The sequence below is a fragment of the Pikeienuella piscinae genome (genome assembly GCF_011044155.1).
Lineage (GTDB): Bacteria > Pseudomonadota > Alphaproteobacteria > Rhodobacterales > Rhodobacteraceae > Pikeienuella > Pikeienuella piscinae.
This window is the reverse complement of the sequence record NZ_CP049056.1, coordinates 2621772-2644450: the sequence shown is the minus strand read 5'-3', so window position 1 is coordinate 2644450 and position 22679 is coordinate 2621772. Positions and strand designations below refer to the sequence as shown.

The following is a 22679-nucleotide window of genomic DNA, read 5'->3' as shown; positions in this document are numbered from 1 at the left end:
GGCGCGCCAATGACGGCGGCGCGTTCCCTTTCCGTCGTCATCCCTTTCTATCGCGACGAGGTCTATCTGGAGGCGGCGGTGACATCCGCCGTCGCTCAGCCGATCGACGATCTCGAAGTGATCGTGGTGAACGACAATCCGGGACCGTCGAGCGCGGCGTTCCTATCGGGAATCGCGGCCCGACATCCGATCCGCGTCATCGCACATGCGGAGAACCGCGGTCTCGCCGCCGCGCGCAACACCGGGATCGACGCGGCGGAGAAGGAATTCGTCACATTCATCGACGCGGACGATGTGTTCATCGCCGGCGCGCTGGCGAAGAATCTCGCCTTCGCCGCGCGCTCGGGCGCTGATCTCACGCATGCGCCAACGCTGCTTCTCCCGGTCGACAGATTGCATCCGATTCCGCTTCGACGGGACGAATTGCTTTTTGGACGGCGAAATTCGGGCGCGACGTTCGAGGAAGCGCCTGAGGCGCAATATATCGTCTCTTCCTGGTCCTCGATCTATCGGCGCGACTTCCTGGTCGGGCGCGGTGTTCGGTTCGACGAGGCGCAGCGCCGGTTCGAAGACAGGCTTTTCGTCCTCGAAGCCGTGTTTTCGGCGAAGAAGATCGCCTTTTCCGACATCCCGGCGCGCATCTGGCGTCGCAGGCTCGGCTCGATCACCACCGGCGAGCGGGAGATCGAGGATGTGGCGATGCAGCTCGACCTACTGACGAAATGCGTCGCGCGCGCCCGCGCATACGCCGGCGCCGAAGGCGACCGGTCGATGGCCTTGCAGCGCGAATTGCACCATTCTATCTGCCGGGTGATCTGGGAGGTGCGCGCGCTCGACCATGATCCGCGACAGAGCCCTGCGCTGGACGGCGCCCGTGCCCGGCTGACGGCGGCAATTTCAGGTCTGAAGCTGCGCCGCAAGGTTTTCGCCGATCTTCCGACGATGAAGATCTCGCCGCTCGACAAGTCGACGCGCAATCACGGCCCGGTCAGCCGGGCGAAGCTCATGAGCGCATATGACATGGTCGCCGCGGGGCGCTGGGACGCGCTATACGATTGGCGGCGCGCGCAGGTGCTGAAGCCTGCGATCGCGGCGACCGGGCCGACGATGGATATGGAGCTAATCCTCCATATCGGCCTTCACAAGACCGGATCGACCTATCTGCAACGGGTGCTGGAGCGCGACAGCGAGCGGTTGAAGGCGCTTGGCCTGCTCGTGCCGGAGACCGGATTCCTGAAAGCGGTCGCCGACAACCGGCGCGGGGCGGCGACCCCCGGCCATGTCGGCTTCTTCGGCGCCATCCGGAGCGGCGACGGCGCCATCTTCGAGCGGCTGAGGGCGGAATGCGTCGCCTCTGGCTGTTCGCGCGTTCTCATCAGCGCCGAGAATCTGAGCCTGCCATTTCATGGCGCCGCCGACCGCGCCTTTCTCATGCGGCGGGCGGCGGCCGGGTTCGGCTTCCTGCCGCGTCGACAGGTGATCGCCGTCTTTCGCCGCCCTGATGAATATGTCGAACGATATTGGCGCGAGCACGTCTTTCTCGCCACGGGCTGGGCCCGGCGCACGGCCGAAGAGTTCGCCGCCGAACTTGGCCCGCAGATGGCCGACCTGACCTGCCTGACCGCCGACTGGCGCAAGTTCGCGAACGGCGCCCTGGAGTTGATCGGCTATGAGACGGTGGAGGGGGCGAGCCTTCTGGAGCGGTTCTACGCGGCGCTCGGCGTTCCGCCGCCGCCCGATCCGCCAGAAGGCGTAATCTATCCTTCGCCGCGCGCGGAGCAGGCCATCGCCGGGCGGATGATCGCCCTGGCGCGGTTGGATAAGAGAGCGCAGGCGGACGCCTTTGCGGAATTTCTGGCCGCGACTGCCGCGCTTCCCGCGATCCGCGGCCTCATGGCGATCCCGGCGGAGGCGCGGCTTCGCCTGATCGAGCGGTTCGAGGAACGCTCGGCGCCATTGCTGCGGAGCATAGGTGTCGCGCCGCCCATCGAGGGTTGGCGCCGCGATGTGGAGGCGGCGCCGGCGCCGGAAGCTTTTCATCCCGGTTATCTCGAGGCTGCGCTCCGCGCGACCGCCAATGCGCCGACCGGCGGTTTCACGCCCACCGAGCCGCCGTTGTCGCGTCGGCTCTACCGGCTTGGACGCGGCGTGATAGACCGGTTTCGATGAGTTGTGTGGGCGGCGCGGCGGCGTCAAGATTGACCCCGCCCCGCGCCGCAACATAAATGGAACGCGAGAGCCAGACCCGCCGAGATACAGAAAAAAGAGGCGTAGCCATGAGCGAGAGCAGCCGCGAATCGATGGAATACGACGTCGTTATCGTCGGCGCCGGCCCGGCCGGCTTGTCCGCCGCGATCCGCCTGAAGCAGCTTGGCGGCGATGATATCTCCGTCGTGGTGCTGGAAAAGGGTTCCGAGGTCGGCGCGCATATTCTTTCCGGCGCCGTCCTGGATCCATCGGGGATCGACGCGTTGATCCCAGACTGGAAGGAGCGGGGGGCGCCTCTCGACGTGCCGGTGACCGAGGATCGCTTCTATATCCTCGGCGAGGCGGGCCAGGTCCGGGTTCCGAATTTCCCGATGCCGCCGTTGATGAACAACCACGGCAACTACATCGTCTCCATGGGCAATGTCTGCCGCTGGATGGCGGAACATGCCGAGGAACTCGGCGTCGAGATCTTTCCGGGTATGGCCTGTTCCGAACTGGTCTATGACGAAAACGGCGCGTTGAAAGGCGTCGTCGCTGGCGAGTTCGGCGTCGAGAAGGACGGAACCAAGGGCCCGGGCTACGAGCCCGGGATGGAGCTGCATGGCAAATACGTGCTGCTGGCGGAGGGCGTCAGAGGCTCGCTCTCGAAACAGGCGATCGCGAAATTCGGGCTGGCCGAAGGTCGCGAGCCGCAGAAATACGGCCTCGGCATGAAGGAGATTTGGGAGGTGAAGCCGGAACATCACCACCCAGGCCGCGTCACGCACACGATGGGTTGGCCACTCGGCGGCAATGCGGGCGGCGGCTCCTTCATCTATCACATCGACAACAATCAGGTTCTGGTCGGCTTCGTCGTCCACCTGAATTACCGGAACCCCTATCTCTATCCCTACATGGAGTTCCAGCGCTTCAAGCATCACCCGATGGTCGCCGAGACCCTGGAGGGCGGAAAGCGCGTCGCCTATGGCGCGCGGGCGATCACCGAGGGCGGCTGGCAGTCGTTGCCGAAGCTGACGTTCCCGGGCGGCGCGCTCCTCGGTTGCGCCGCAGGCATGGTCAACGTCCCCCGCATCAAGGGCAATCACAACGCCATGCTCTCGGGGAAGGCGGCGGCGGAAGCGGCGTTTGCGGCCATCGGCGAAGGGCGCGCGTCGGACGAATTGACGGAATATGACGCCGATGTGCGCTCCGGCCCGATCGCGAAAGACCTGAAACGGGTCAGGAACGTCAAACCGCTCTGGTCGAAATACGGCCTCGCTGCTTCACTGGTCGGCGGCGGCGCCGACATGTGGTTTGCGAACCTCACCGGGCTCACGCTTTTCGGCACGCTCCGTCACGGCAAGTCCGACGCTGCGGCGACCGAGGCGGCGGCGAAGCACAAGCCGATCGACTATCCCCGTCCGGATGGCAAGTTGAGCTTCGACCGGCTCACCAATGTCAGCTTCTCCGGCACGAATCACGAAGAGAACCAGCCAAGCCATCTGCATCTGCTCGATCCAAGCATACCTATCGGCGTCAACCTGCCGAAATTCGCGGAACCGGCGCAGCGCTATTGCCCGGCCGGGGTCTATGAGGTGATCGAAGGCGAAGATGGCGCCGGGCCGCGCTTTCAGATCAACGCGCAGAACTGCGTTCACTGCAAGACCTGCGACATCAAGGACCCGAGTCAGAACATCGAATGGCGCACGCCGCAGGGCGGCGACGGGCCGAATTATCCGAATATGTAAGCCTTAGCGCGCCAGCGCCGCGAAACGCTCCCATGCGGCGAACTGAACAATTACATGGTCCGTCGCCTCCATATGTTTGGCGTAGAAGGCGCGGGCGCGGGTGTTTGTCTTGTGGTTGGTGAGCCAGAGATACTCGCCCCCCGCAGCCTTCACGCTGCGTGCTGCGGCGCGCAGCAGCCCTTCGGCGATGCCGCTTCCGCGCTGGTTTTCGCTGACGTAGAGATCGGTGACATGGCCGCCGCGCGCCGCGTAACAGGTCTCATAGGCGAAATGCCAGAAGACGAACCCTTCGAGCGCGCCGGCCTTTTCGGCCACTAGGCATGAGAGCGGCGCGTCGGGTGCGATCACGTCCCTGAGCGCCTTCTCAATGGTGAAATTGCCCGTCGGATCGCCCTGATGCAGACACAGCGCATCGGCCATCCCGACCAGCGCGGCGGCGTCGCGGGCTTCGGGCGCGCGAAAGATCGTCATTTCGTTTTCCTCAGCCAGTGGATCGCGCCGCCGCCAAGCAATCCCCAGAAAGCGCCGGAAACGCCGAACATGCTGAGCCCGGAGGCGGTCGCGAGCAAGGTCACGGCCGAAGCTTCCCGGTCTTCGACCCGCGCGAAGGCGGCGTAGGCGGCGGCGGCGAATGCGCCGAGGAGCGCGAGCCCGGCCACCGACTCGATCAGCACTGTCGGGGCCAGCGCGACGAATCCGGCTGTAAGACCGGCGAAAACACCCAGCAGCACGTAGCAGCCCCCCGCCGTGATCGAAGCCCAGTAGCGCCGTGCGGGGTCGGGGTGCGCCTCCTCTCCCATGCACATCGCGGCGGTGATGGCGGCGTAATTGCAGGCATGACCGCCGAATGGCGCAGCGAGCATGGAGGCGAAGCCGGAGACGGAGAGAACCAATCCGGCATGCGTGGGATAGCCATGCGCCTTCAGGACGCCGGCGCCGGGCAGATTCTGTCCGGCCATGGTGACCACGTAGAGCGGCAGGGCGATTCCCACCAGCCCGGCGACGGTGAAGATCGGCTGGACGAAGATCGGCGGCTGGATCGCCGCCGTGGTCAGCGCCGCGAAAGCGCTCATCTCGGGCCGCACCCCGAAGATGACGACGAGGATGAAGCCCGCCAGCGCCCCGGGCGCCGACCAGACACGTCCGATCCGCCCGCCGACGACCCAGCCAATCAGGATGACGAGGCCCCAGAGGGGGTTGAAGGCGATGGCGCGAAAGGGGGCGAGGCAAAGCGTCAGCAGCACCCCCGCCAGAAGCGCCGAGGCGAGCGAGGCGGGGATACGCTCGATTACACGGGCGAGCGGGCGGAAAAGCCCTGTCGCCGCCAGCAGAAGGCCCGAGACCAGGAACGCGCCGACCGCCTCCGCGAACCCGCCGGGCAGCGCGCCGGAGGTCGCGAGCAACGCCGCGCCGGGCGTCGACCAGGCGATGGCGATCGGAATGCGGGTTTTCCCCGAGAGCGCGATCGCGGCGATCCCTTTCGCGATCGCGATCGCCATCAGCCCCGACGCCGCCTCCGCCTCGGTTGCTCCGGCCGCGCGCAAACCTTGCAGCACGACGGCGAAGGATGAGGCGAAGCCGACAAACGCCGCGAGCAGGCCCATGAAGACGGAGGAGGCGGAAAGGTCTCGGAACATCTGCGCAATATCAACGAGTAAGGCGGCTCACGCCATCCCCTTCCGACGCCTGGAAAACCTCCTCGCGTCATCATCAGGGTGCGGGAACTCGGAATCGCCTCAACAGTTCAAACGGCGACGATAAGAAACAAGATAGAAAGGCCCACGAAAACGCGCGGAGCAGCGCATGGTTCCTAGATCAAGCAAAAAATAAACAACACGAACATCTGGAACGGCGAAGCATACGCGGCGTTTTCTACACCGTATGCGATAGCGCTTCGGCGCCATAAACCGAAAAGGAACAGGAAATGAAACGGATCCTAGCGACAACCGCTCTCGTCAGCCTTCTCGCCGCGCCGGTTCTCGCGCAAGAGAGCGCAACGAAATCCGAACAGGCGGCCCCGGCTGCTGCTGCGACCGAGACGGCCGCGCCGAAGACGGATTACAGCCAGTCGTCGGCCCCCGTCGTCGGCGGCGACAAGATCCTGGCGAGCGACTTCATCGATCGCCCGGTTTACGTGGGTGTGATCGAGGGTGACGCTGGCGTGGCCGACGCGTCCGCCGATTGGGAACATATCGGCGAAATCAGCGACGTCATCATGTCCAAGGACGGCGCCATTCACTCGGTGCTGGTCGATGTCGGTGGGTTCCTCGGCATGGGCGAGCACACCGTTGCGGTTGGCCTGGATCAGGTCAGCATCGTCCAGGACTCCGACGATCCGGACGAAGTGTTCATCGTGTCTGAAATTTCGCGGGAAGAACTCGAAGCGATGCCGGAATTCGATGAGTCGGAGGCTGGTTACACACGGCTCGGCGATGCAGGCGCCGCCGAGATGGACTCCGACGCCGCGACCGTGACCGATCACGCGGCGGCGCCCGCAGTCGGAACCGAAGCTGCCGAGCCCGCCGCGAACGGGATGGTCGCGGGCGACAGCCAGCAATGGGTGGAAGCCGATTTCACCAAGCTGACCACCGAAGACCTGGATGGAGCGACCGTCTACAGTTCTAACGATGAGGCGATTGGGGAGATCGACAAGCTGCTCCTCGCGCAGGATGGCAAAGTCTCATCCGTTCTTGTCGATGTCGGTGGTTTTCTCGGGATGGGTGAGAAACCGGTCTCGCTGCCTTTCAGCAAACTGAAGGTGATGCAGAACGAAGATGGCGACGAGGTGCGCGTTGTCGTGGACCAGACCCGCGAATCGCTCGAAGCGATGCCTGACTATAAGAGCTGACCAGTCGTCTGATGAGATGAACAGCGAAGGGCCCCTCGCGGGGCCCTTTTGATGCGCTCGCTTTTCAGGCGCAGCGGTCTGTAGAGGATTGACCCGGATGGCGCGTTCGCGCCCCGGATGATATGCGATGTTTCCCGGCGATACGATCAACTGCGCTCACCGGGAACAGGCGCATATTTCGTCCCTGCTGACGCCCTCCGCATATCTGCGATTCTGGCGTCGGCCGAAGAAAGAAGGTGTGAAGCATTCCGAGTGGGCGACCTCACCGATGAGGGTGGCCATGCGGCCCTTGCCCGGAAGGCGGTTACGCCACGTCGGAAATAGGCCGGGCGACCAATCGGGGCCGGGGACTCAGCCCCGTGCGGCGCGTCGGCGTTTTTCCACGCGGCGCACGGGCGCGAACCCCATGCGCTGATAAAGCGGCAGCGCGCGCGGACTGTCGAGCGTGCAGGTCTCGACCACCATCCGATTCACGCCCGGCCGCGCCCAGCCCGCGCGGATCGCCTCACCCAGGAGCCAGCGCCCGAGGCCGAGGCCCTGCGCTTCCGGCGCCAGCCCGAAATAGGCGAGGTCGCAGGTTCCCTTCTCGCGCCAGTCGAGCATGAAGAATCCGGCCGTCCAGCCCTTCACCATTGCGGTGTAGATCAACGCGTCCGGCCCGGCGATTAACGCCCGCAGCTCCTCTTCCGAGCGGCGGCGCCAGTCAGTCCACTCGTAGTCGGCGCCGACGCTGTCGTATAGATGCAGGAACCAGCGCGGCGGCGGATCCTCGGCCTGAATCAGAGCGAGGCCAGGCAGGTTCGGCGCCGGTGGGCGCGGACCTTCCGGGCGCGTCGTCATTTCGAGATAGGTGACTGTGTAGTCAAGCCATTTCCCGGCTTCGGCGCTCATCCGGTTTCGACCTCGAGGTCGGGATAAGCCCCCCATTCCGACCACGATCCGTCGTAAAGCGCGACCTTGCGATGGCCAATCCGCGCGAGCGCCAGCGACAGGATCGCTGCGGTGACGCCGGACCCGCAGGTCGTGATGATCGGCCGGTTCAAATCGACTCCGGCGCCTTCGAACAGCGTACGGATCTCCTCGACCGGCCTCATCGTCCCGTCCGGATTGAACAGCGTCGCGTAGTGAAGGTTTTTCGCCCCCGGCATGTGCCCGGCGCGGAGTCCGGGGCGCGGCTCCGGCGCCTCGCCCCGAAAGCGCTCGGGCGCTCGGGCGTCGACCAGTTGCTCTTCGTCCAGCTTCAGCGCCGCCGCGACCTGCGTAACGTCGCGCACCAGCGAGGCGTCCTTGCGGCCGGTGAAATGGCGTTCGCGCGGCATCGGCGCGATATCCTCAACCGGGCGGCCCTCGGCCAGCCATTTCTTCAGCCCGCCATCCAGCACCGCGACATCGCGGTGGCCGAAGACGCGAAACATCCACCAGACCCGCGCAGCGGAGAATAGCCCGTCCTGATCGTAGACCACCACCCGATGGCCGTCGCCGATCCCCATCGCCCGGACGCGGGAGACGAATTTCTCCATCGGCGGCAGCATGTGCGGCAGTGGCGAGGATTGATCCGAAATCTCGTCGATGTCGAAGAAGCGCGCTTCGGGTATATGGGCCGCTTCGTAATCGCTTCGCGGATCGCCCCCCGTCCCCGGCAGACGCCAGGTCGCGTCGATGACCTTGACGTCGGGCGCGTTCAGATGCGTGGCCAGCCACGTGGTGCTGACAAGAAGCTGCGAGTCGCTTTCAAGCATCCGGTTCTCCCTTGCGGTTTTTCGGGTTTAGGGGTCGCCGCGACGGCGTTCAACAGGAAAGGCCCGGGCGCGTGCCGCCCGGGCCGGCCTTCAGCTTCTCGCCGGACTCAGTTCGGCAATGCGCCTTCGATCCCCTCGACATAGAAGTTCATGCCGAGCAGATCTTCATCGGTGGCCGTTTCGCCCGCGGCGAGCCATTCGGAACCGTCCTGCTTGTTGATCGGCCCGGCGAAGGGATGAATCTTGCCAAGCTGAATGCCGAGCCGCGCGTACTCCGCGAGAGCGACGACATCCTTGGGCAGGTTATCGTTATAGGGAGCGAGGACGACCATGCCGTCCTTGATGCCGCCCCAAGTGTCGGTCGATTCCCAGGTCCCGTCCATCACCGCCTGCACGCGTTCAATGTAATACGGCGCCCAGTTGTCTATGATCGAGGTCAGTTGGGCGGTTGGCCCGAACTTGATCATGTTTGAGGCTTGCCCGAACGCCTTGACGCCCTTTTCCTCGGCGATCGTCATTGGCGCGGCGGAATCGGTGTGCTGCATGATGACGTCCGCGCCCTGCTCGATCAGCGCATTGGCGGCGTCCGCCTCTTTCCCCGGGTCGAACCAGGTCGAGGCCCAGACAATCTTGAACTTTACGTTGGGATTCACCGATTTCGCCGCCAGATAGGCCGCGTTGATGCCGCGGACGACCTCCGGGATCGGGAAGGAGGCGATATAGCCGATGGTGTTGGTCTTGGTCATCTTGCCGGCGATCAGGCCGATGACATGCCGCCCCTCGTAGAACCGGGCGGAATAGGTCGAGAGGTTCGTTTCGCGCTTGAAGCCGGTCGCGTGCTCGAACTTCACGTCCGGGAACAGTTTGGCGACCTTCACGGTCGGGTTCATGTAACCGAAGGACGTGGTGAAGATCAGGTCATGGCCCGACTGCGCCATCTGGCGAATGACGCGTTCCGCGTCGGGTCCCTCAGACACGCTTTCGACATAGGTCGTCTCGACCTTGTCGCCGAAATGCTCGTCGATTTTCTGGCGCGCGAGGTCGTGCTCATGGGTCCAGCCGAAATCGCCCGTCGGCCCGACATAGACGAACCCCACTTTCAGCGGATCCTCCGCAGCACTCGTCGCCAGCGCGCCGAGCGCCAGCCCCATCGCCGCCGCAGCGCCGACACATACTCTGATCAGGTTCATCTCTCTCTCCTGTCTGATCCCAAATGGCGGCCCGAACCCGCGTTTGCTTTCCCTCGATCAGGCCGATGCGAAAAACGGTTTGCCGAGACAGGCGGGCGCGTTCGATCGCGCTCGCGCCCGGTCGGCGGATATCACAACCAGCACCACGATCGTGACGAGATATGGCGTCATCGACAAGTACTGACTCTCGATCGCGACGCCCAGCGCCTGCAGGTTGAGCTGAACGATGGTCACCCCGCCGAATAGATAGGCCCCGAGAAGCGCGCGCCAGGGTTTCCAGGCGGCGAAGACGACGATGGCGAGCGCGATCCAGCCGCGCCCAGCGGTCATGCCCTCCACCCAGAGCGGAGTTTGCACGACGGCGAGATAGGCGCCGCCGATTCCCGCCATGGCGCCGCCGAACAGAATCGCCGCGACGCGGGTCCGACGCACCCCGTAACCAATGGCGTGGGCGGCGTCATGGTTCTCGCCGATCGCGCGCAGGTTCAGGCCGGGCCGCGTCCGGTTCAGGAACCACCAGACGCCGGCGGTCATCGCAACCGAGAGATAGACCAGCGGATCATGGCCGAAGATCAGCCGGCCGACCACGGGCAGGTCCGTGAGCCCCGGAATGTCGAGTCGGGTCGAGACGTCCAGCGTCTGGCCTGCGTATCCCTGTCCGAGAAGCGAAGCGATGCCGAGCCCGAAAAGCGTGAGCGCCAAACCGGTCGCCACCTGGTTCGACATCAGATATTGCGTAAGCACCGCGAAGAGAAAGGCCAGCACAGCGCCCGAAGCGGCCCCGGCGACGACGGCGAGCATGAGCGAGCCAGTGGCGTGCGCGGTGGCGAAACCGCCGATCGCACCGACGATCATCATCCCCTCGACCCCGAGATTGAGCACGCCGGACTTCTCGACAACGAGTTCGCCAAGGGCCGCGAAGAGGAGCGGCGTCGCGGCGATGATCAGGCTCGCCATGATCTGAACCGGGTTGAGCACCGAGACATCCATTACGCCGTCCGCCTCCACCGGATCCGGAAATTCACCAGAACGTCCATCCCGAGCAGGAAGAAAAGCAGCATGCCCTGAAAGACGCTGATCGCCGCCGCGGGCAGGTTCATCGCGATCTGCGCCGATTCACCGCCGATATAGGTCAGCGCCATCACCGCCCCAGCGAACAAGACGCCCAAGGGATGAAGCCGGCCGAGAAAGGCGACAATAATCGCGGTGAACCCGTACCCCGCCGGGAGGCCGGGAACCAGTTGGCCGACCGGCCCGGTCGCCTCGAACATGCCCGCCAGTCCGGCGAGCGCGCCGGAAAGACCGAGACAGCCTGCGATCAGCCTTCCGTCGCGGAACCCGGCGAAGCGGGCGGCGCGCGGGGCCTGGCCGTAAAGCTTTACCTGGAAACCGAAGATATGCCGGTCCATCAGCACATAGGCGGCGACGACGACGCCGAGCGCGACCAGCGCGCCGACATGCGCGCGGGTGCCGGCGATGATGATCGGCAGCGTCGCGCTGTCATGGAACATCCGGCTTTCCGGAAAGTTGAACCCGTCGGGGTCGCGCAAGGGACCAGAAACCAGAGCTGAGAGCAGCAACTCCGCGACATAGACAAGCATCAGCGAGACGAGAATCTCGTTCGCGTTGAACCTGATCTTCAGAAACGCCGGGATCATCGCCCAGGCCGCGCCGCCGGCCGCGCCGGCCATCGCCATCAGCGGCAGAAGCCAGAGGCCTGGCGTTTCGTAGAGCGCCAGTCCCACTACGCCGCCCGTGAGCGCGCCGATGATGAACTGTCCCTCGGCGCCGATATTCCAGACCCCGGCGCGAAACCCGATGCTGAGGCCGGTGGCGATCAGCACCAGCGGCGTTCCCTTCACCAGAAGCTCCGTGCGGCTGTAGGGGTCGAGGAGCGGCTGGATGAAGATCAGCCTGACGGCCTCGACCGGGTCCTTGCCGAGCGCGACGAAAAGCGCAAGCCCGGCCAGCATGGTCAGCGCCACCGCGAGAATCGGCGTGAGCCAGACCATGGCCCGCGAAGCCTCCTTGCGGGGTTGCAGCTCAAGCATGACCGGCCACTGGCGATTCCGTCTGATCCGCACGAACGATCCCGCCGCCACCCATCATCACGCCGATCTGCTCGACCGTGATGTCCGCGACCGGCACCGGGAACGAGAGCCGCCCCTCGGCGATCACCGAAAGCAGGGTCGAGACCTCCATCAACTCATCCAGGTCCTGGCTGATCACCATGACCGCGGCGCCGCCTTTCGCCAACGTGCGGATCGCGTCGTGGATCACTTCGGCGGCGCCGGCGTCGACGCCCCAGGTCGGCTGCGAGACGACAAAAACGTCCGGTCGTTGCGCGATCTCCCGGCCGACGACGAATTTCTGCAGGTTGCCGCCGGAGAGCGATTTCGCGGCGTGTTCGACACCCGCCGTCCTGACGTCATATGTCTCCACCACGTTGCGCGCGAAACGGGCCGCGGCGCCCTGTCTGACGAGACCGGATCCGCCGACGAGCCTGGCGCGGCTGCGCGCCGTCAGCACCGCGTTTTCGGTCAGCGACATGTCGGGCGCGGCGGCGTGGCCGAGCCGCTCCTCCGGCGCGACGCAGAGTCCGGCCAGCCGCCGCTCGCTCGGGCCGAGATGGCCGATCGGCGCGTCAGCGAGACGGATCGTCGCCGGATTTGTCCGCGTTTCGCCGGAAAGCGCGCCGAGAAGCTCGTCCTGGCCGTTGCCGGCCACGCCGCCGACGCCGAGTATGTCGCCGGCGCGCAGCACGAATGAAAGCTTCGTGAGATCGACGCCGAAGGGCTCCGCGCTCTTCACGCTCAGCTTATCGACCGAAAGCCGCGCCTTCCCCGGCTTCCAGTCCACGGGCCGAGGAGTAGCGAGGCTGCGCCCGATCATCATTTCCGCCAGGCTTCGCGTCGTCTCCGCGCGCGGGTCGCACTCCCCCGTCACTTTTCCGCTCCTGAGGATCGTCGCGCCATGACAGAGCGCGCGGATCTCGTCGAGCTTGTGGCTGATATAGAGGATCGCGACCCCCTCCGCGGCGAGCTTGCGCAACGTTGCGAAAAGCCGCTCGACCTCCTGCGGGGTCAGCACCGAGGTCGGTTCGTCCATGATCAGGAGTCGGGGATTCTGCAAGAGTGAGCGAACGATCTCGATCCGCTGACGCTCGCCAACGGATAGCTCGCCAACAAGGCGCGTGGGATCGAGCGGCAGGCCGTAGGCCGCGCTCACTTCGCGGATGCGGGCGTTGAGCTTTCGCGCCGGTGGCGCGTCGTTCATGCCGAGCGCGACGTTCTCCGCCACGCTCATGGCCTCGAACAGCGAGAAATGCTGGAAGACCATGCCAACGCCAGCCGCCCGCGCATCGCCAGGGTTGTCCGGCGCATAGGGCGCGCCGCGCATGCGCATTTCCCCTTCGTCGGGGCGCTGAACGCCGTAGATCATCTTCACCAGGGTCGATTTGCCTGCGCCGTTCTCGCCGAGGAGAGCGTGGATCTCTCCCTCGCGAACAGTGAAGGCGATGTCGTCATTCGCCTTCACGCCGGGGAATGACTTGTTCAGCCCCCGCGCCTGGAACAGCACCGCCGCCTCCATGCCCCCCTCTCCCGCCCGTTCAGCCAAGCGCGCTCCGATTCTTTCGTTCCCCTCGCGCCATAGCGCGCGTTCGGGCCGCTCGCGTCAAGTCGCAAGAGCCGGTTGGCGGCGCAGGATGGGGCGGCGGCGCGCCCCGATCCCGACCGACCCCGTTCCGCGAATAGGCGCTGGACCTCGCCTCATCCCTTTGCTAAAGGCCCTGCCACGTCTCTGGTCCGGCGTAGCTCAGTGGTAGAGCATCGGACTGTTAATCCGCTGGTCGTAGGTTCGAATCCTACCGCCGGAGCCATGAGACGCTTGAAAGCACCTGCGACCATTGGAGAAAATCTGATGGAGCTTGATGCTCATGCACGTGATCGGTCACACAAACGCGAATTGACGGCGCTCGCCGGTCCGGCAGATGATCTTTCGCAGCGGCACTTACTACTACAATCGCAGAGTTCCAGAGCGCGCAATAGAAGCTTGTGGAGCGTTCATCCGTGTTCGGCTGTCATCTCTGATGCGACCGAGGCGAAGCAGCTCTCAGAGAGGCTTACAGAGAGGCTGAACGGCATCTGGAGGCAAGACCAGATCGAACATGGGACTTACCTCCATACGCTGCTCAGGACGGCTCGACGTAGATCGTTCACGCTTGGGCAATTCGGAGGAATACCTCGCCTTGAGGAGCACTGATCCCGCCCCATTGCGGCAAGCGGTTATGACCCTCATCGGTTTTGCTGGCGACAAGGATATCCCGTGGTGGACACTACCGATCACCCTCTATGCGCGGCAGTGCAGCGACGCCGGACGCTTACCGATCAAGCGCATCCGCAGAGAGTCTAAGCGTCTGCACAGACAAGCCCTATGATCGGCGTCAGCGGTTTGGTCCACGGCCTGCGGAGATTCGTACGGCCATCGGATTCGTCGCCTAAAGCAATGTCGGCACGTTGACCTTCAGCATTGCCGAAAAGACCACGTAGAGAGCCGTAACCACGCCTGCGGTCGTGAGGATGGCCGCCCCGACCGAGCGTAGCGTGAGCGTCTGACCGTCCTTTATTCGCATGGTTATCGGGTAGAGAAGCGCGAGATAGACGGCGCTGGCCGTATAGAAGCCGATCGTCGGGACCGCGGCGATATAGACGGCCACGGACGCCGAAACGCAGAGCGCGAAGATGAAGCCGCGATTCAGAACCTTCGTCTCGGTCGGCTCGCGGATCTCCCGAACTAGAGCGATTACGGCGGTGAGGCCGATCACAGCCAGAATCATCCTCGGGAACACATCTGCAGGGTACATGAGGTTCGCAGTCTGGGCCCAGAATACGCCGACCGCCGCGATCGCGATCAGATAGACGCCCGAGGCGTATGTCACACGCATGATCTCACCCCGCTCCCATGGCCGTTTTCATTTTCTCGCGGCGCTCGAGGATGAATGCGGTCGCCACCGTCGCGGCGCAGAGCAGAATCAACACGATGGAGATCGGGCGGAACACGAAGACGTCGAGCAGGTTGTCCGCCGAGCGCCCGATCATCAGCGAGAGGCCAAGGCCCTGTTCGGCGACCGGGCCGAGCACCAGTCCGAGCCCCATCGGGCCAAGCGGAATGTCCGCCTTCGAGAGGAGGTAGGCCAGGAAGCCGGCGCCGGCCATCACGACGACGGAATAGATGCCGTAGGAGGCCGCGTAAGCGCCGATGACGCAGAACACGATGATTGTTGGCGAGATGAAGGACGACGGCACGAGCAACACCCGCACGGTCGCCCGGATCATCACGGCGCCAACAAAGAGCATGAGGATGTTGGCGACGATCAACGAAGCCATGAACGCATAGGCGACATCGCCGCTGTCACGAAGGAGGCCGACGCCGGGTTGGATGCCGAAGGCCAGAAGTGCGCCGAGGATGATGGCCGCATTGGCGCTGCCCGGGATCCCGAGGCCCATCATCGGAACGAGCGAGCCCGAGACCTGAGCGTTGTTGGCGCTTTCGGAGGCGATCAGCCCTTCGATCGCGCCCTTGCCGTAGCGCGAGGGATCGCGATCCCAGCGCCGCGCCTCATTGTAGGCGATCAGGGATGCGATGACGCCCCCGGCGCCGGGCAGGACGCCGACGCCGGTGCCGATGAGCGATGACCGCAAGATCAGCCACCATCGTCTTACGAAGACCGGAACGAGGGAACGGATCACGCGCCGCCGGGGCTTGTATTCCACGATGTACGAGGCGCGATCCTCGAGCAGTTTGAGAGCTTGTGAGAAAGAGAAAATGCCAAGCAGTGCGGGCACCATTCCGATCCCCTCGATCAGCGGCGAATAGCCGAAGGTGAAACGAGGCAGGCCGATGGACGGATCGAGTCCGATCGTCGCCAGCAACATGCCGAGCGCCCCGGAGAAGATGCCTTTCACCATGTTGCCGGAGGACATCGCCGCGATGGTGAGAAGCCCGAGAATCGCGAGCCAGAAATATTCCGGAGGACCGAACGCGAGCGAGATCTGGGCGAGAGGACCGAAGCTTGCGATCAGGATTATGGTTCCAACCAAGCCGCCGATCACCGAGGCGATCAGCGAAGCGTAGAGCGCGTCATCCGCGCGGCCCTGCAGCGTCATCGGATAGCCGTCGAACGTGGTCGCGAGCGAGGAGGGCGTGCCAGGCGTGTTGAGCAGAATCGCCGAATTGGCGCCGCCGTAGATCGCCGCGGAGTAGATCGCCCCGAGCATGGCGAGCCCCGTGACGGGGTCCAGGCTGTAGGCGATCGGCAGCATCAACGAGATCGCCATCACCGAAGTCAGGCCAGGGAGCGTTCCGATGACGATGCCGCCGACAATGGCGGCGAGCATCACCAGAACGATCCGGGGCGCGAGGGTCGCGACGAAACCGTCCGAGAGATGGGCGAGACTGTCCATTGCACTTCCCTCGCTACGCGATCACTTCGTCTGCGCTTCTTTGAACAATCTGGCCGCGGCGTTCTCGTAACTGAGGAGCGACTCCTCCAGTTCGTCTCCGGACATCCAGTTTGGGGACTGCCCGACCTTCTTCAACTCCGCCTGAAGATTGGGATTGTCGTAAATCGCCTTGAACCCGGTGCGCAGTCGCGCCGCGACATCATCATCGAGTCCCGTTGGCGCGATAAAGATTCGACCGGTGCGCATGACGAGATCGACACCCTGTTCCTTAAGGGTCGGCACATCCGGCAATACGTCGTCGCGCTCGGCGCCGGCGAGAGCGAGGAACTGCGTTTCATCTTTCGAGCCGAGAAAGGGCGGCAGGCCCGCGACGCCCGCGTCTACATGGCCGCCAAGCACCGCCGCGACGAGTTGCGAGCCGCCGGGGAAGGGTACGACGGTGATGTCGATCCCGCTGGCGTCCGCGATCTGCAACGCGAGGAGATGGGTGCCGCCGAATTGATCCGCGGTGCCGAGTGTCAGTTTCCGAGGGTTGGCTTTCGCGGCTGCGATGAAGTCGGCGAACGTTTCGTATCCGCTTCCGAGCGCCGTCGCGATCGCGACGGGGTCGCCGGCCACCTGACCGAGGAAGGTGAAGTCTTCGAGGGCGTATTGCGCTACGCCGGTGACCGGCCCGAGCGCGATATGCGGCACGTTATAGGTGCCGATGGTGTAGCCGTCCGGTTCGGCGTTGGCGACCATGTTGGCGCCGATATGGCCGCCAGCCCCCGGCCGGTATTCGAAGGTGAAGTTGGCGCCGAACTCGTCGGCGGAGAATTTGTCCACGGTGCGGGCGATGAGATCGCTGCCGCCCCCGGGGCCGAAGGGTACGACCATCGTGATCGGCCGGTTTGGAAAGCTATCATCAGCAACGGCGGGCGCGGCGAGGGTCGCACCAAAGAGCAACGCAGCGGCTATGGCGTGCAGTTTCATGTCATGTTTCTCCCGTTTCAAATCTGGCCGAGCAAGTTCGCGCGTCAAAGCGAGCGTTCGAACCGGCTGATAGTGGTGACTTCCTCGCTGAAGATCTCGGCGCGGGTGAGCCCTCCGCTCGCGACCTCCATGGCGGCGCGCATGACGCGCGCACCGGTTTCCTGCAGGCTCGTTTCGCCACTCAGCAGATTGCCGACATCGATGTCGATATGATCGGTCATCCGCGAAAGCGTCGTCGCGTTGCCGCTGACTTTGAGCGTGGGCGAGAGAGGAGCGCCGAGTTGGTTGCACTGACCCGTCGAGAACAGGATCATCTGGCAGCCGCCAGCGGAAAGCGCGGTGATGGACTCGGCGGCGGGCGCGGCGGTGTCCATCAGGTTCAACCCCGGCTTCCGGGGCCGCTCGCAATACTCCAGGAAATCCGCCACTGGACGCGTACCGCCCTTGAGGATGGCGCCAAGCGATTTCTCTTCGATCGTCGTCAATCCACCGCGAATATTGTCGGCGGTCGGTTGCTGCCCCCGGATGTCGACCCCGCGCTCATGCGCGTCTTGCTCCACCCGCTCGACAGCCTCGATGATCCGTTTCGCGACATCGGAATCCGCGGTGCGCTCGGCGAGGAGATGCTCGCCGCCCATCCATTCCGACGTCTCGGACAGGATGACGGATCCGCCGGCGTCAACCAGGAGATCCGCCATCGCGCCGACGGCCGGGTTTGAAGCGAGGCCGGATGTGGTGTCGGACCCTCCGCACTCCACCCCGACGATCAGAGAGGAAACCGGGCAAGGCTCGCGCCGCTTCCGGGACGCGGCGAACGTCTGTTCCGCGACCCAGCGCACGCCGCGGGCCGTCGCGTTGATCGAACCGCCTTCGCCCATCAGCGTGATGATCTCCACGGGCTTGCCGGTCGCCGCGATGGGGGCGGCCACCCGTTCGGCCGACGTCGGCTCAAGGCTCACCACGAGGACCGCCGCGACGTTCGGATTCGCGCCCAGACCAGCCAGCGCCCGTACGGTCATCTCGTAGTCAAAGCCGATCTGTCCGCGCCCGAAGGAGATCGTAATCGGCACGGCGCCGCGGACGCTTGACGCGATGCGCTGCGCGGTGGGATTCGCGGTGTCCATCGCCGAGAGAACCACCACATGGTTCCGGATCCCGACTGATCCATCATCGCGCCGATAGCCAAGAAACTCAGTCATCGCGCGACCCTCCCAAGGCGAAGTGGGAGTCCGGTTCTGGGCGCTGCGGTCGGTCTGATCATGGCGCTCTCCTTTGATTGCGCGGTTCTCGGGTTGGGTGCGGGGGGCCCCGCACGGGTCGTCATGCGGCGCCGGAGCGTGGCGCGGCGGCCCGCGACCGGCGTCTCAACTGCAAGGTCGTGACGAATGCTAGCAGGAGGACAGCGACGGCGAGCAGCGGCATGGCGCCCGCCACGATCCAGGCGAAGGCGAAAGCCACCGACGCCCCCGCCGCCGCGATGTCGAGCGCCGACGCGGGGCCGACGAAATGGCGGACGGTGACGATCTGGAGGCTGACGGTCGCGACAAGCCAGGCGAAGATCGGCAGCAGCGCGCCCGAATTCAGCGGGAACGTGAGGATGTCGCCATGATAGATGAAGAGAAACGGCAGGATGATCGGCCCCGCCATCAGCCTCATCGACGCCCATGCGGCGCCCCAGAAGCTCGTTTCCGCGATCCTCGACGCGACGATCACCGCAGTCGCGACGGGTGGCGTCACCGCGGCGTAAACGGCGAAATAGTAGACGAACATGTGGGCGGCGAACGCATCCACCCCGAGCGTGCTGAGGGCGGGGATCATCATGATCGCCACCATCGTGTAGGCGGCGACGGTAGGCAGCCCGCAGCCCAGAATGAGCGACGCCAGCATGATCAGCAGGAGCGCCAGGAACGTGTACCCGCCCGCGAGTCCGGAAAGCGCGCTGGCGAATTTCGGGCCAAGCGCGGTCGTGATCAGGGATTGGGCGACAAGCGAAATGACCACGATGACGATCGCCAGCCCCGCGCCTTGCTGCGCGCCTGAGACCAACCCTTCAAAGATTGCTCTCAGCGAGTTCACGAATCCCGATTTCGAACGCCAGGTGGAGGGCCGGAGCAGCGTCGAACCGATAATCGCGGCGATCGCGAATACGACAGCGGTCGTCGCCGAATACCCGTTCATCAGAAAATAGACCAGCGTCGTCATAGGGGCGAGAAAGGGGAATATCTCACCCCGGATACATCTGAAGTCGGGCGGGTCGCATTCTTCGATGTGGCCGGACTTCCGAACGATGAAAGCGATCACGAGCAGAACCGACCCGAAAAAGAGGAGCGCCGGGACGAGCGCGCGCAACGCGATGTCCACGTAGCTGACGCCGAGAAACGCCGCCATGATGAAGGCGCCGGCGCCCATGACCGGCGGCAGGATCTGGCCGCCGCACGACGCGACGGACTCCATCGCGGCGGCATCCTCGGCGCGAAATCCCTGACGTTTCATTGTCGGGATAGTGAAAACGCCAGTGATCGCGACGTTGGCGACGGTCGCGCCCGTCACCGTCCCGAGCAGCGCGCTCGAGACCACGCTTGTCACGGCTGCGCCGCCTTTCAGGAGTCGTCCCAGCCAGTTGCCGAGTTCCATGAACAGGCGTGTGACGCCGGTGGAGGCGAGCAACGCGCCGAAGACCATGAACAGAAATACGATATTGGCGGAGATCGGCGTCACCTGCCCGTAGAGACCGGTTCCGCCCGACGATATCAGGAATGTCATCGCATATTCGAACGAAGGATGCGACGCGGCGCGCATCGCGCCGGGAATATTGTCGCCGAAGAAGAAGTAGGAAAGGCCGATCACAGCGAGGGAGGCGATTATGAGCCCCCATTCCATCCAGCACAGGATAATGACCGCGACGATGATCGCGATCCCTGCGACGGTCTGGGGCATCGTCAGCCCAATTCCGAAACGGAGCTCAAGCTCTTCGCTGATCTGAACGAAGTAGACGCTCGCCGCGAGCGCGGCCACGGTGCACGCGACGGCGAGAAAGCGAAATGCGCCTCGCCGCCGCCGAGCTTGGTCGACGCCCACGATGAGGGCGGCGAACCCGACATGGATGATCGCGTGCTCGCCCTCGGTGAACGGTCGATCGAACGCGAACCCGAGATGGTAGAGCGCCGCCAAAAGCGCGACGCCAGATGCGATGACGGAGATCCAGTTCATGGCTCTTCCCTATGCAGGGAGGCGCGGGAGCGACCCGCGCAAGTTCCGGGTCGCTATTCGATCAAACCCGCCTCCCGATACGCGCGGAGAGCGCCGGGATGCAGGTCATCGGCCTGCCAGTCGCCGAGCAGCCCTTCGCCCGAGGCTACGACGCTAAGCGTCGCGGCGTAATCCGGGAGCGCGTCCGCGTTCTCGATCATGAACTTTGTAAGCTCGTAGGCGTCCTCCTCAGAGAAGTCCTTGTGGACCGAAATTGCGGCGGGCGCGAAGATCCAGTTCACGCTACGGTCGCCCGCTGCCTCGGGGATCTGGTCGCCCGAGACGGCGATCGGCCGGAAGCGCATGCCCCCCTCCTCCGCCTTTTGGAAGGCCTCGTTCGGGAAGCCCACCAGATAGATGTCACGGCCCGAGGCGAAAAGCTGGCTCACCACGCCCGGTTTGAAAGCCTTCGCACCGTCCGGCGACATGACGATCTGCGAGATGATGGCTTCGGTCCGGTTCTCCACCAGTGCTTCGTGCGATGGGGCGGTTCCCATGAACTCCATGTCGGGGTCGACCTCCGGCATGCCTTTTTCGAGAAACAGCGCAGGCAGTCCGCCCCAATGCGCCTGGGCGCGGCGACCGAGCGCCAGCGAGCGTCCATCAAGGTCCGTCGCGGACTCTATGGCGGGATCCGTCGTCAGCACCCCGATCGCGCCGTAGAAGCCGTTGAACAGCACCTTCACGTCGGTGCGGATCTCGGGATGCGCTTCGCTGAAGAATGGCTCGACGCCCTGTTCCGCGTAGGTGTAGTCGAGCAGGCTCGTGCAGCCAATCGTATTTACCCACTCGCCACCGGACATCAGATTCACTGTGATGGCTGTTGATCCCGGCCCTTCCGCGTTTGTCACGCGGAGCGTCGCATGGCGTTTCTGAGTCAGGTCCTGAATCGCGTTACCGACCGTGTACATGATCGAGCCGAACGGCGCGCAGCGAAATCCGATCTCTTTCGTCTGGGCGCTTGCGCCGCCCGAAAGTCCGACTGCGATGAGCGCGGAAAGCGCGAGCGCGCGGCGTCCTGCTCGTGGCGTGATCATTGCTTTCATGGTGTAGGTCTCCCTTTTTTCCGCCGGGTGCTTTTATGCTCCCGTCGTCGCCCCCCCGGCGGGCGCGACGGGAGGGGCGAGTTCACATCGAAGGCTCAAAACGACTGATTGCGGTTTCGCGCACATCCAGCACTTCGGAACTGGTGAGGGCGCCGGAGGCGACCTCCAACGTGAAGTCGAAGAGCCGCCCGCCTGCCTCGCGGATCGGCGATCCGTTTTCGATGACGTCCGATACGTCGAAATCGATGTTGTCGCTGAACGTAGCGACCGTGTTGCGATTGCCCGACACCTTCAGCGTGGTCGCGACCACGCTGCCGATCGGATTGCCGACGCCCGTGGAGAAGAGGATGAGCTGGCATCCGCCGGCGGCGAGCCCGGTCAACGACTCCACCGCAGGCGCTGGAGTCGCCATGAAATGGAGTCCTGCCTTCATCGGCGCTTCGCCGTATTTGAGCACGCCGACGAGCGGAGAGGTTCCAGCCTTGGACATCGCGCCGAGGGCCTTTTCCTCGATTGTCGTCAACCCACCGCGGATATTGTCCTTCGACGGGTTGGCGCCTCGGAGGTCGAGCCCACGGGCCATCACTTCCTCTTCGAATCCAAGCACGGCGTCGAGAAACTGTTGTCCGACCGCTTCGGTTTCGGCCCGCTCGGCGAAGAGGTGCTCGGCGCCGAAGAATTCGGACGTCTCCGAGATCACCACCTTGCCGCCGCCGGCGACCACCTGATCGGCGGCGAAGCCTATCGAAGGGTTGGAGGCGAGGCCGGAGGTGGTGTCGGAGCCGCCGCATTCCACGCCGATCGTCAGTTTCGTGAGCGGCTGGTTCGTCCGCTTCTGGCGGCTCGCTTCGCGCATCAGCCGCGCCGCATGCCGGACCCCAAGCGCCGTTGCTTCGATGGTGCCGCCGACGAGTTGGATATTCACAATCTCCAAAGGTTTGCCGCAGGATCGGATGCGCGACGCCACCTCTTCCGTCGTCACGGGTTCGAGTCCGATCAGAACGATCGCAGCTATGTTCGGATTGCGCGCAAGTCCCGCGAGCGTGTCATAGGCGATGTCCAGGTCGCGCCCAAGCTGCCCGCGCACGAAAAGCGTGGTCACCGGCAGCGCGCCTTCCACCGCGTTCGCGACCGCGCGCGTGACGGGGTTGCAGTTGTCCATCACCGAGATGACGCCGACATGATTGCGAAGTCCGACCTGGCCGTCAGGCCGCTCATATCCAAGGAAAGACATCA

Annotated in this window: 18 protein-coding genes and 1 tRNA gene; 4 read left to right on the top strand and 15 right to left on the bottom strand. The window is 64.6% G+C overall.

Annotated elements, in window-relative coordinates; genetic code table 11:
- The first annotated feature begins 9 nt into the window (after positions 1–9).
- Both G5B40_RS12530 and G5B40_RS12525 read left to right on the top strand, forming a co-directional pair.
- On the top strand, positions 10–2169 hold the full coding sequence (locus tag G5B40_RS12530; protein ID WP_165099147.1) for a glycosyltransferase family 2 protein: 2160 nt from the start codon (positions 10–12) through the stop codon (positions 2167–2169).
- A 107-nt stretch (positions 2170–2276) separates the two neighbouring features.
- Positions 2277–3935 (top strand): electron transfer flavoprotein-ubiquinone oxidoreductase, encoded by a 1659-nt coding sequence (locus G5B40_RS12525; RefSeq protein WP_165099145.1) that lies wholly within the window; start codon positions 2277–2279, stop codon positions 3933–3935.
- A 3-nt stretch (positions 3936–3938) separates the two neighbouring features.
- On the opposite strand, the gene G5B40_RS12520 is transcribed toward G5B40_RS12525, so the two are convergent.
- A complete protein-coding gene (locus G5B40_RS12520; protein ID WP_165099143.1) occupies positions 3939–4406 on the bottom strand; it encodes a GNAT family N-acetyltransferase in 468 nt (155 codons plus the stop codon).
- Positions 4403–5572, bottom strand: a complete 1170-nt coding sequence (locus tag G5B40_RS12515) for a benzoate/H(+) symporter BenE family transporter (protein ID WP_165099141.1) — start codon at positions 5570–5572, stop codon at positions 4403–4405. Before G5B40_RS12515 ends, G5B40_RS12520 begins: the two co-directional genes overlap by 4 nt.
- A gap of 287 nt (positions 5573–5859) precedes the next feature.
- Here G5B40_RS12515 and G5B40_RS12510 point away from each other — a divergent pair, with 287 nt between their 5' ends.
- Complete coding sequence (locus G5B40_RS12510; RefSeq protein WP_165099139.1) at positions 5860–6783, top strand: PRC-barrel domain-containing protein; 924 nt, start codon at positions 5860–5862, stop codon at positions 6781–6783.
- A gap of 351 nt (positions 6784–7134) precedes the next feature.
- Here the strand turns inward: G5B40_RS12510 and G5B40_RS12505 are convergent, their stop codons facing one another.
- The 6 genes from G5B40_RS12505 to G5B40_RS12480 all read right to left on the bottom strand — a co-directional run bounded on the left by G5B40_RS12505 (position 7135) and on the right by G5B40_RS12480 (position 13303).
- The gene (locus G5B40_RS12505; RefSeq protein ID WP_165099136.1) at positions 7135–7674 is read right to left on the bottom strand and encodes a GNAT family N-acetyltransferase; all 540 of its coding nucleotides are present in this window, start codon (positions 7672–7674) and stop codon (positions 7135–7137) included.
- Entirely contained in the window at positions 7671–8522 is an 852-nt protein-coding gene (gene sseA / locus G5B40_RS12500; RefSeq protein WP_165099134.1) for a 3-mercaptopyruvate sulfurtransferase, read from the bottom strand. The genes G5B40_RS12505 and sseA overlap by 4 nt, the downstream gene beginning before the upstream one ends.
- Before the next feature lie 107 nt (positions 8523–8629).
- Positions 8630–9712: a BMP family ABC transporter substrate-binding protein gene (locus G5B40_RS12495; protein WP_165099131.1), complete on the bottom strand. Its 1083-nt coding sequence runs from the start codon at positions 9710–9712 to the stop codon at positions 8630–8632.
- A gap of 57 nt (positions 9713–9769) precedes the next feature.
- Positions 9770–10702: an ABC transporter permease gene (locus G5B40_RS12490; RefSeq protein ID WP_165099128.1), complete on the bottom strand. Its 933-nt coding sequence runs from the start codon at positions 10700–10702 to the stop codon at positions 9770–9772.
- Entirely contained in the window at positions 10702–11763 is a 1062-nt protein-coding gene (locus G5B40_RS12485) for an ABC transporter permease (protein WP_165099126.1), read from the bottom strand. The genes G5B40_RS12490 and G5B40_RS12485 overlap by 1 nt, the downstream gene beginning before the upstream one ends.
- Positions 11756–13303: an ABC transporter ATP-binding protein gene (locus G5B40_RS12480; RefSeq protein WP_165103580.1), complete on the bottom strand. Its 1548-nt coding sequence runs from the start codon at positions 13301–13303 to the stop codon at positions 11756–11758. Before G5B40_RS12480 ends, G5B40_RS12485 begins: the two co-directional genes overlap by 8 nt.
- A gap of 214 nt (positions 13304–13517) precedes the next feature.
- Here G5B40_RS12480 and G5B40_RS12475 point away from each other — a divergent pair.
- Positions 13518–13592 (top strand) — tRNA-Asn (locus tag G5B40_RS12475).
- A gap of 618 nt (positions 13593–14210) precedes the next feature.
- Here the strand turns inward: G5B40_RS12475 and G5B40_RS12470 are convergent.
- The 7 genes from G5B40_RS12470 to G5B40_RS12440 form a co-directional block, all read right to left on the bottom strand.
- The gene (locus G5B40_RS12470; protein WP_165099124.1) at positions 14211–14657 is read right to left on the bottom strand and encodes a tripartite tricarboxylate transporter TctB family protein; all 447 of its coding nucleotides are present in this window, start codon (positions 14655–14657) and stop codon (positions 14211–14213) included.
- A gap of 4 nt (positions 14658–14661) precedes the next feature.
- Positions 14662–16176 carry a tripartite tricarboxylate transporter permease gene (locus G5B40_RS12465; RefSeq protein ID WP_165099121.1) on the bottom strand — a complete coding sequence of 505 codons (1515 nt, stop codon included), beginning with the start codon at positions 16174–16176 and terminating at the stop codon, positions 14662–14664.
- Positions 16177–16197: 21 nt separating this feature from the next.
- Entirely contained in the window at positions 16198–17148 is a 951-nt protein-coding gene (locus G5B40_RS12460) for a Bug family tripartite tricarboxylate transporter substrate binding protein (protein WP_165099118.1), read from the bottom strand.
- 44 nt (positions 17149–17192) lie between these two features.
- Positions 17193–18347, bottom strand: coding sequence for a UxaA family hydrolase (locus G5B40_RS12455; RefSeq protein WP_165099115.1), 1155 nt, complete (start codon positions 18345–18347; stop codon positions 17193–17195).
- A gap of 121 nt (positions 18348–18468) precedes the next feature.
- Positions 18469–20358 carry a TRAP transporter permease gene (locus tag G5B40_RS12450; RefSeq protein ID WP_165099112.1) on the bottom strand — a complete coding sequence of 630 codons (1890 nt, stop codon included), beginning with the start codon at positions 20356–20358 and terminating at the stop codon, positions 18469–18471.
- Positions 20359–20411: 53 nt separating this feature from the next.
- Entirely contained in the window at positions 20412–21443 is a 1032-nt protein-coding gene (locus G5B40_RS12445; protein ID WP_165099109.1) for a TAXI family TRAP transporter solute-binding subunit, read from the bottom strand.
- Positions 21444–21525: 82 nt separating this feature from the next.
- Positions 21526–22677, bottom strand: a complete 1152-nt coding sequence (locus G5B40_RS12440) for a UxaA family hydrolase (protein WP_211907325.1) — start codon at positions 22675–22677, stop codon at positions 21526–21528.
- Positions 22678–22679: the final 2 nt, after the last annotated feature.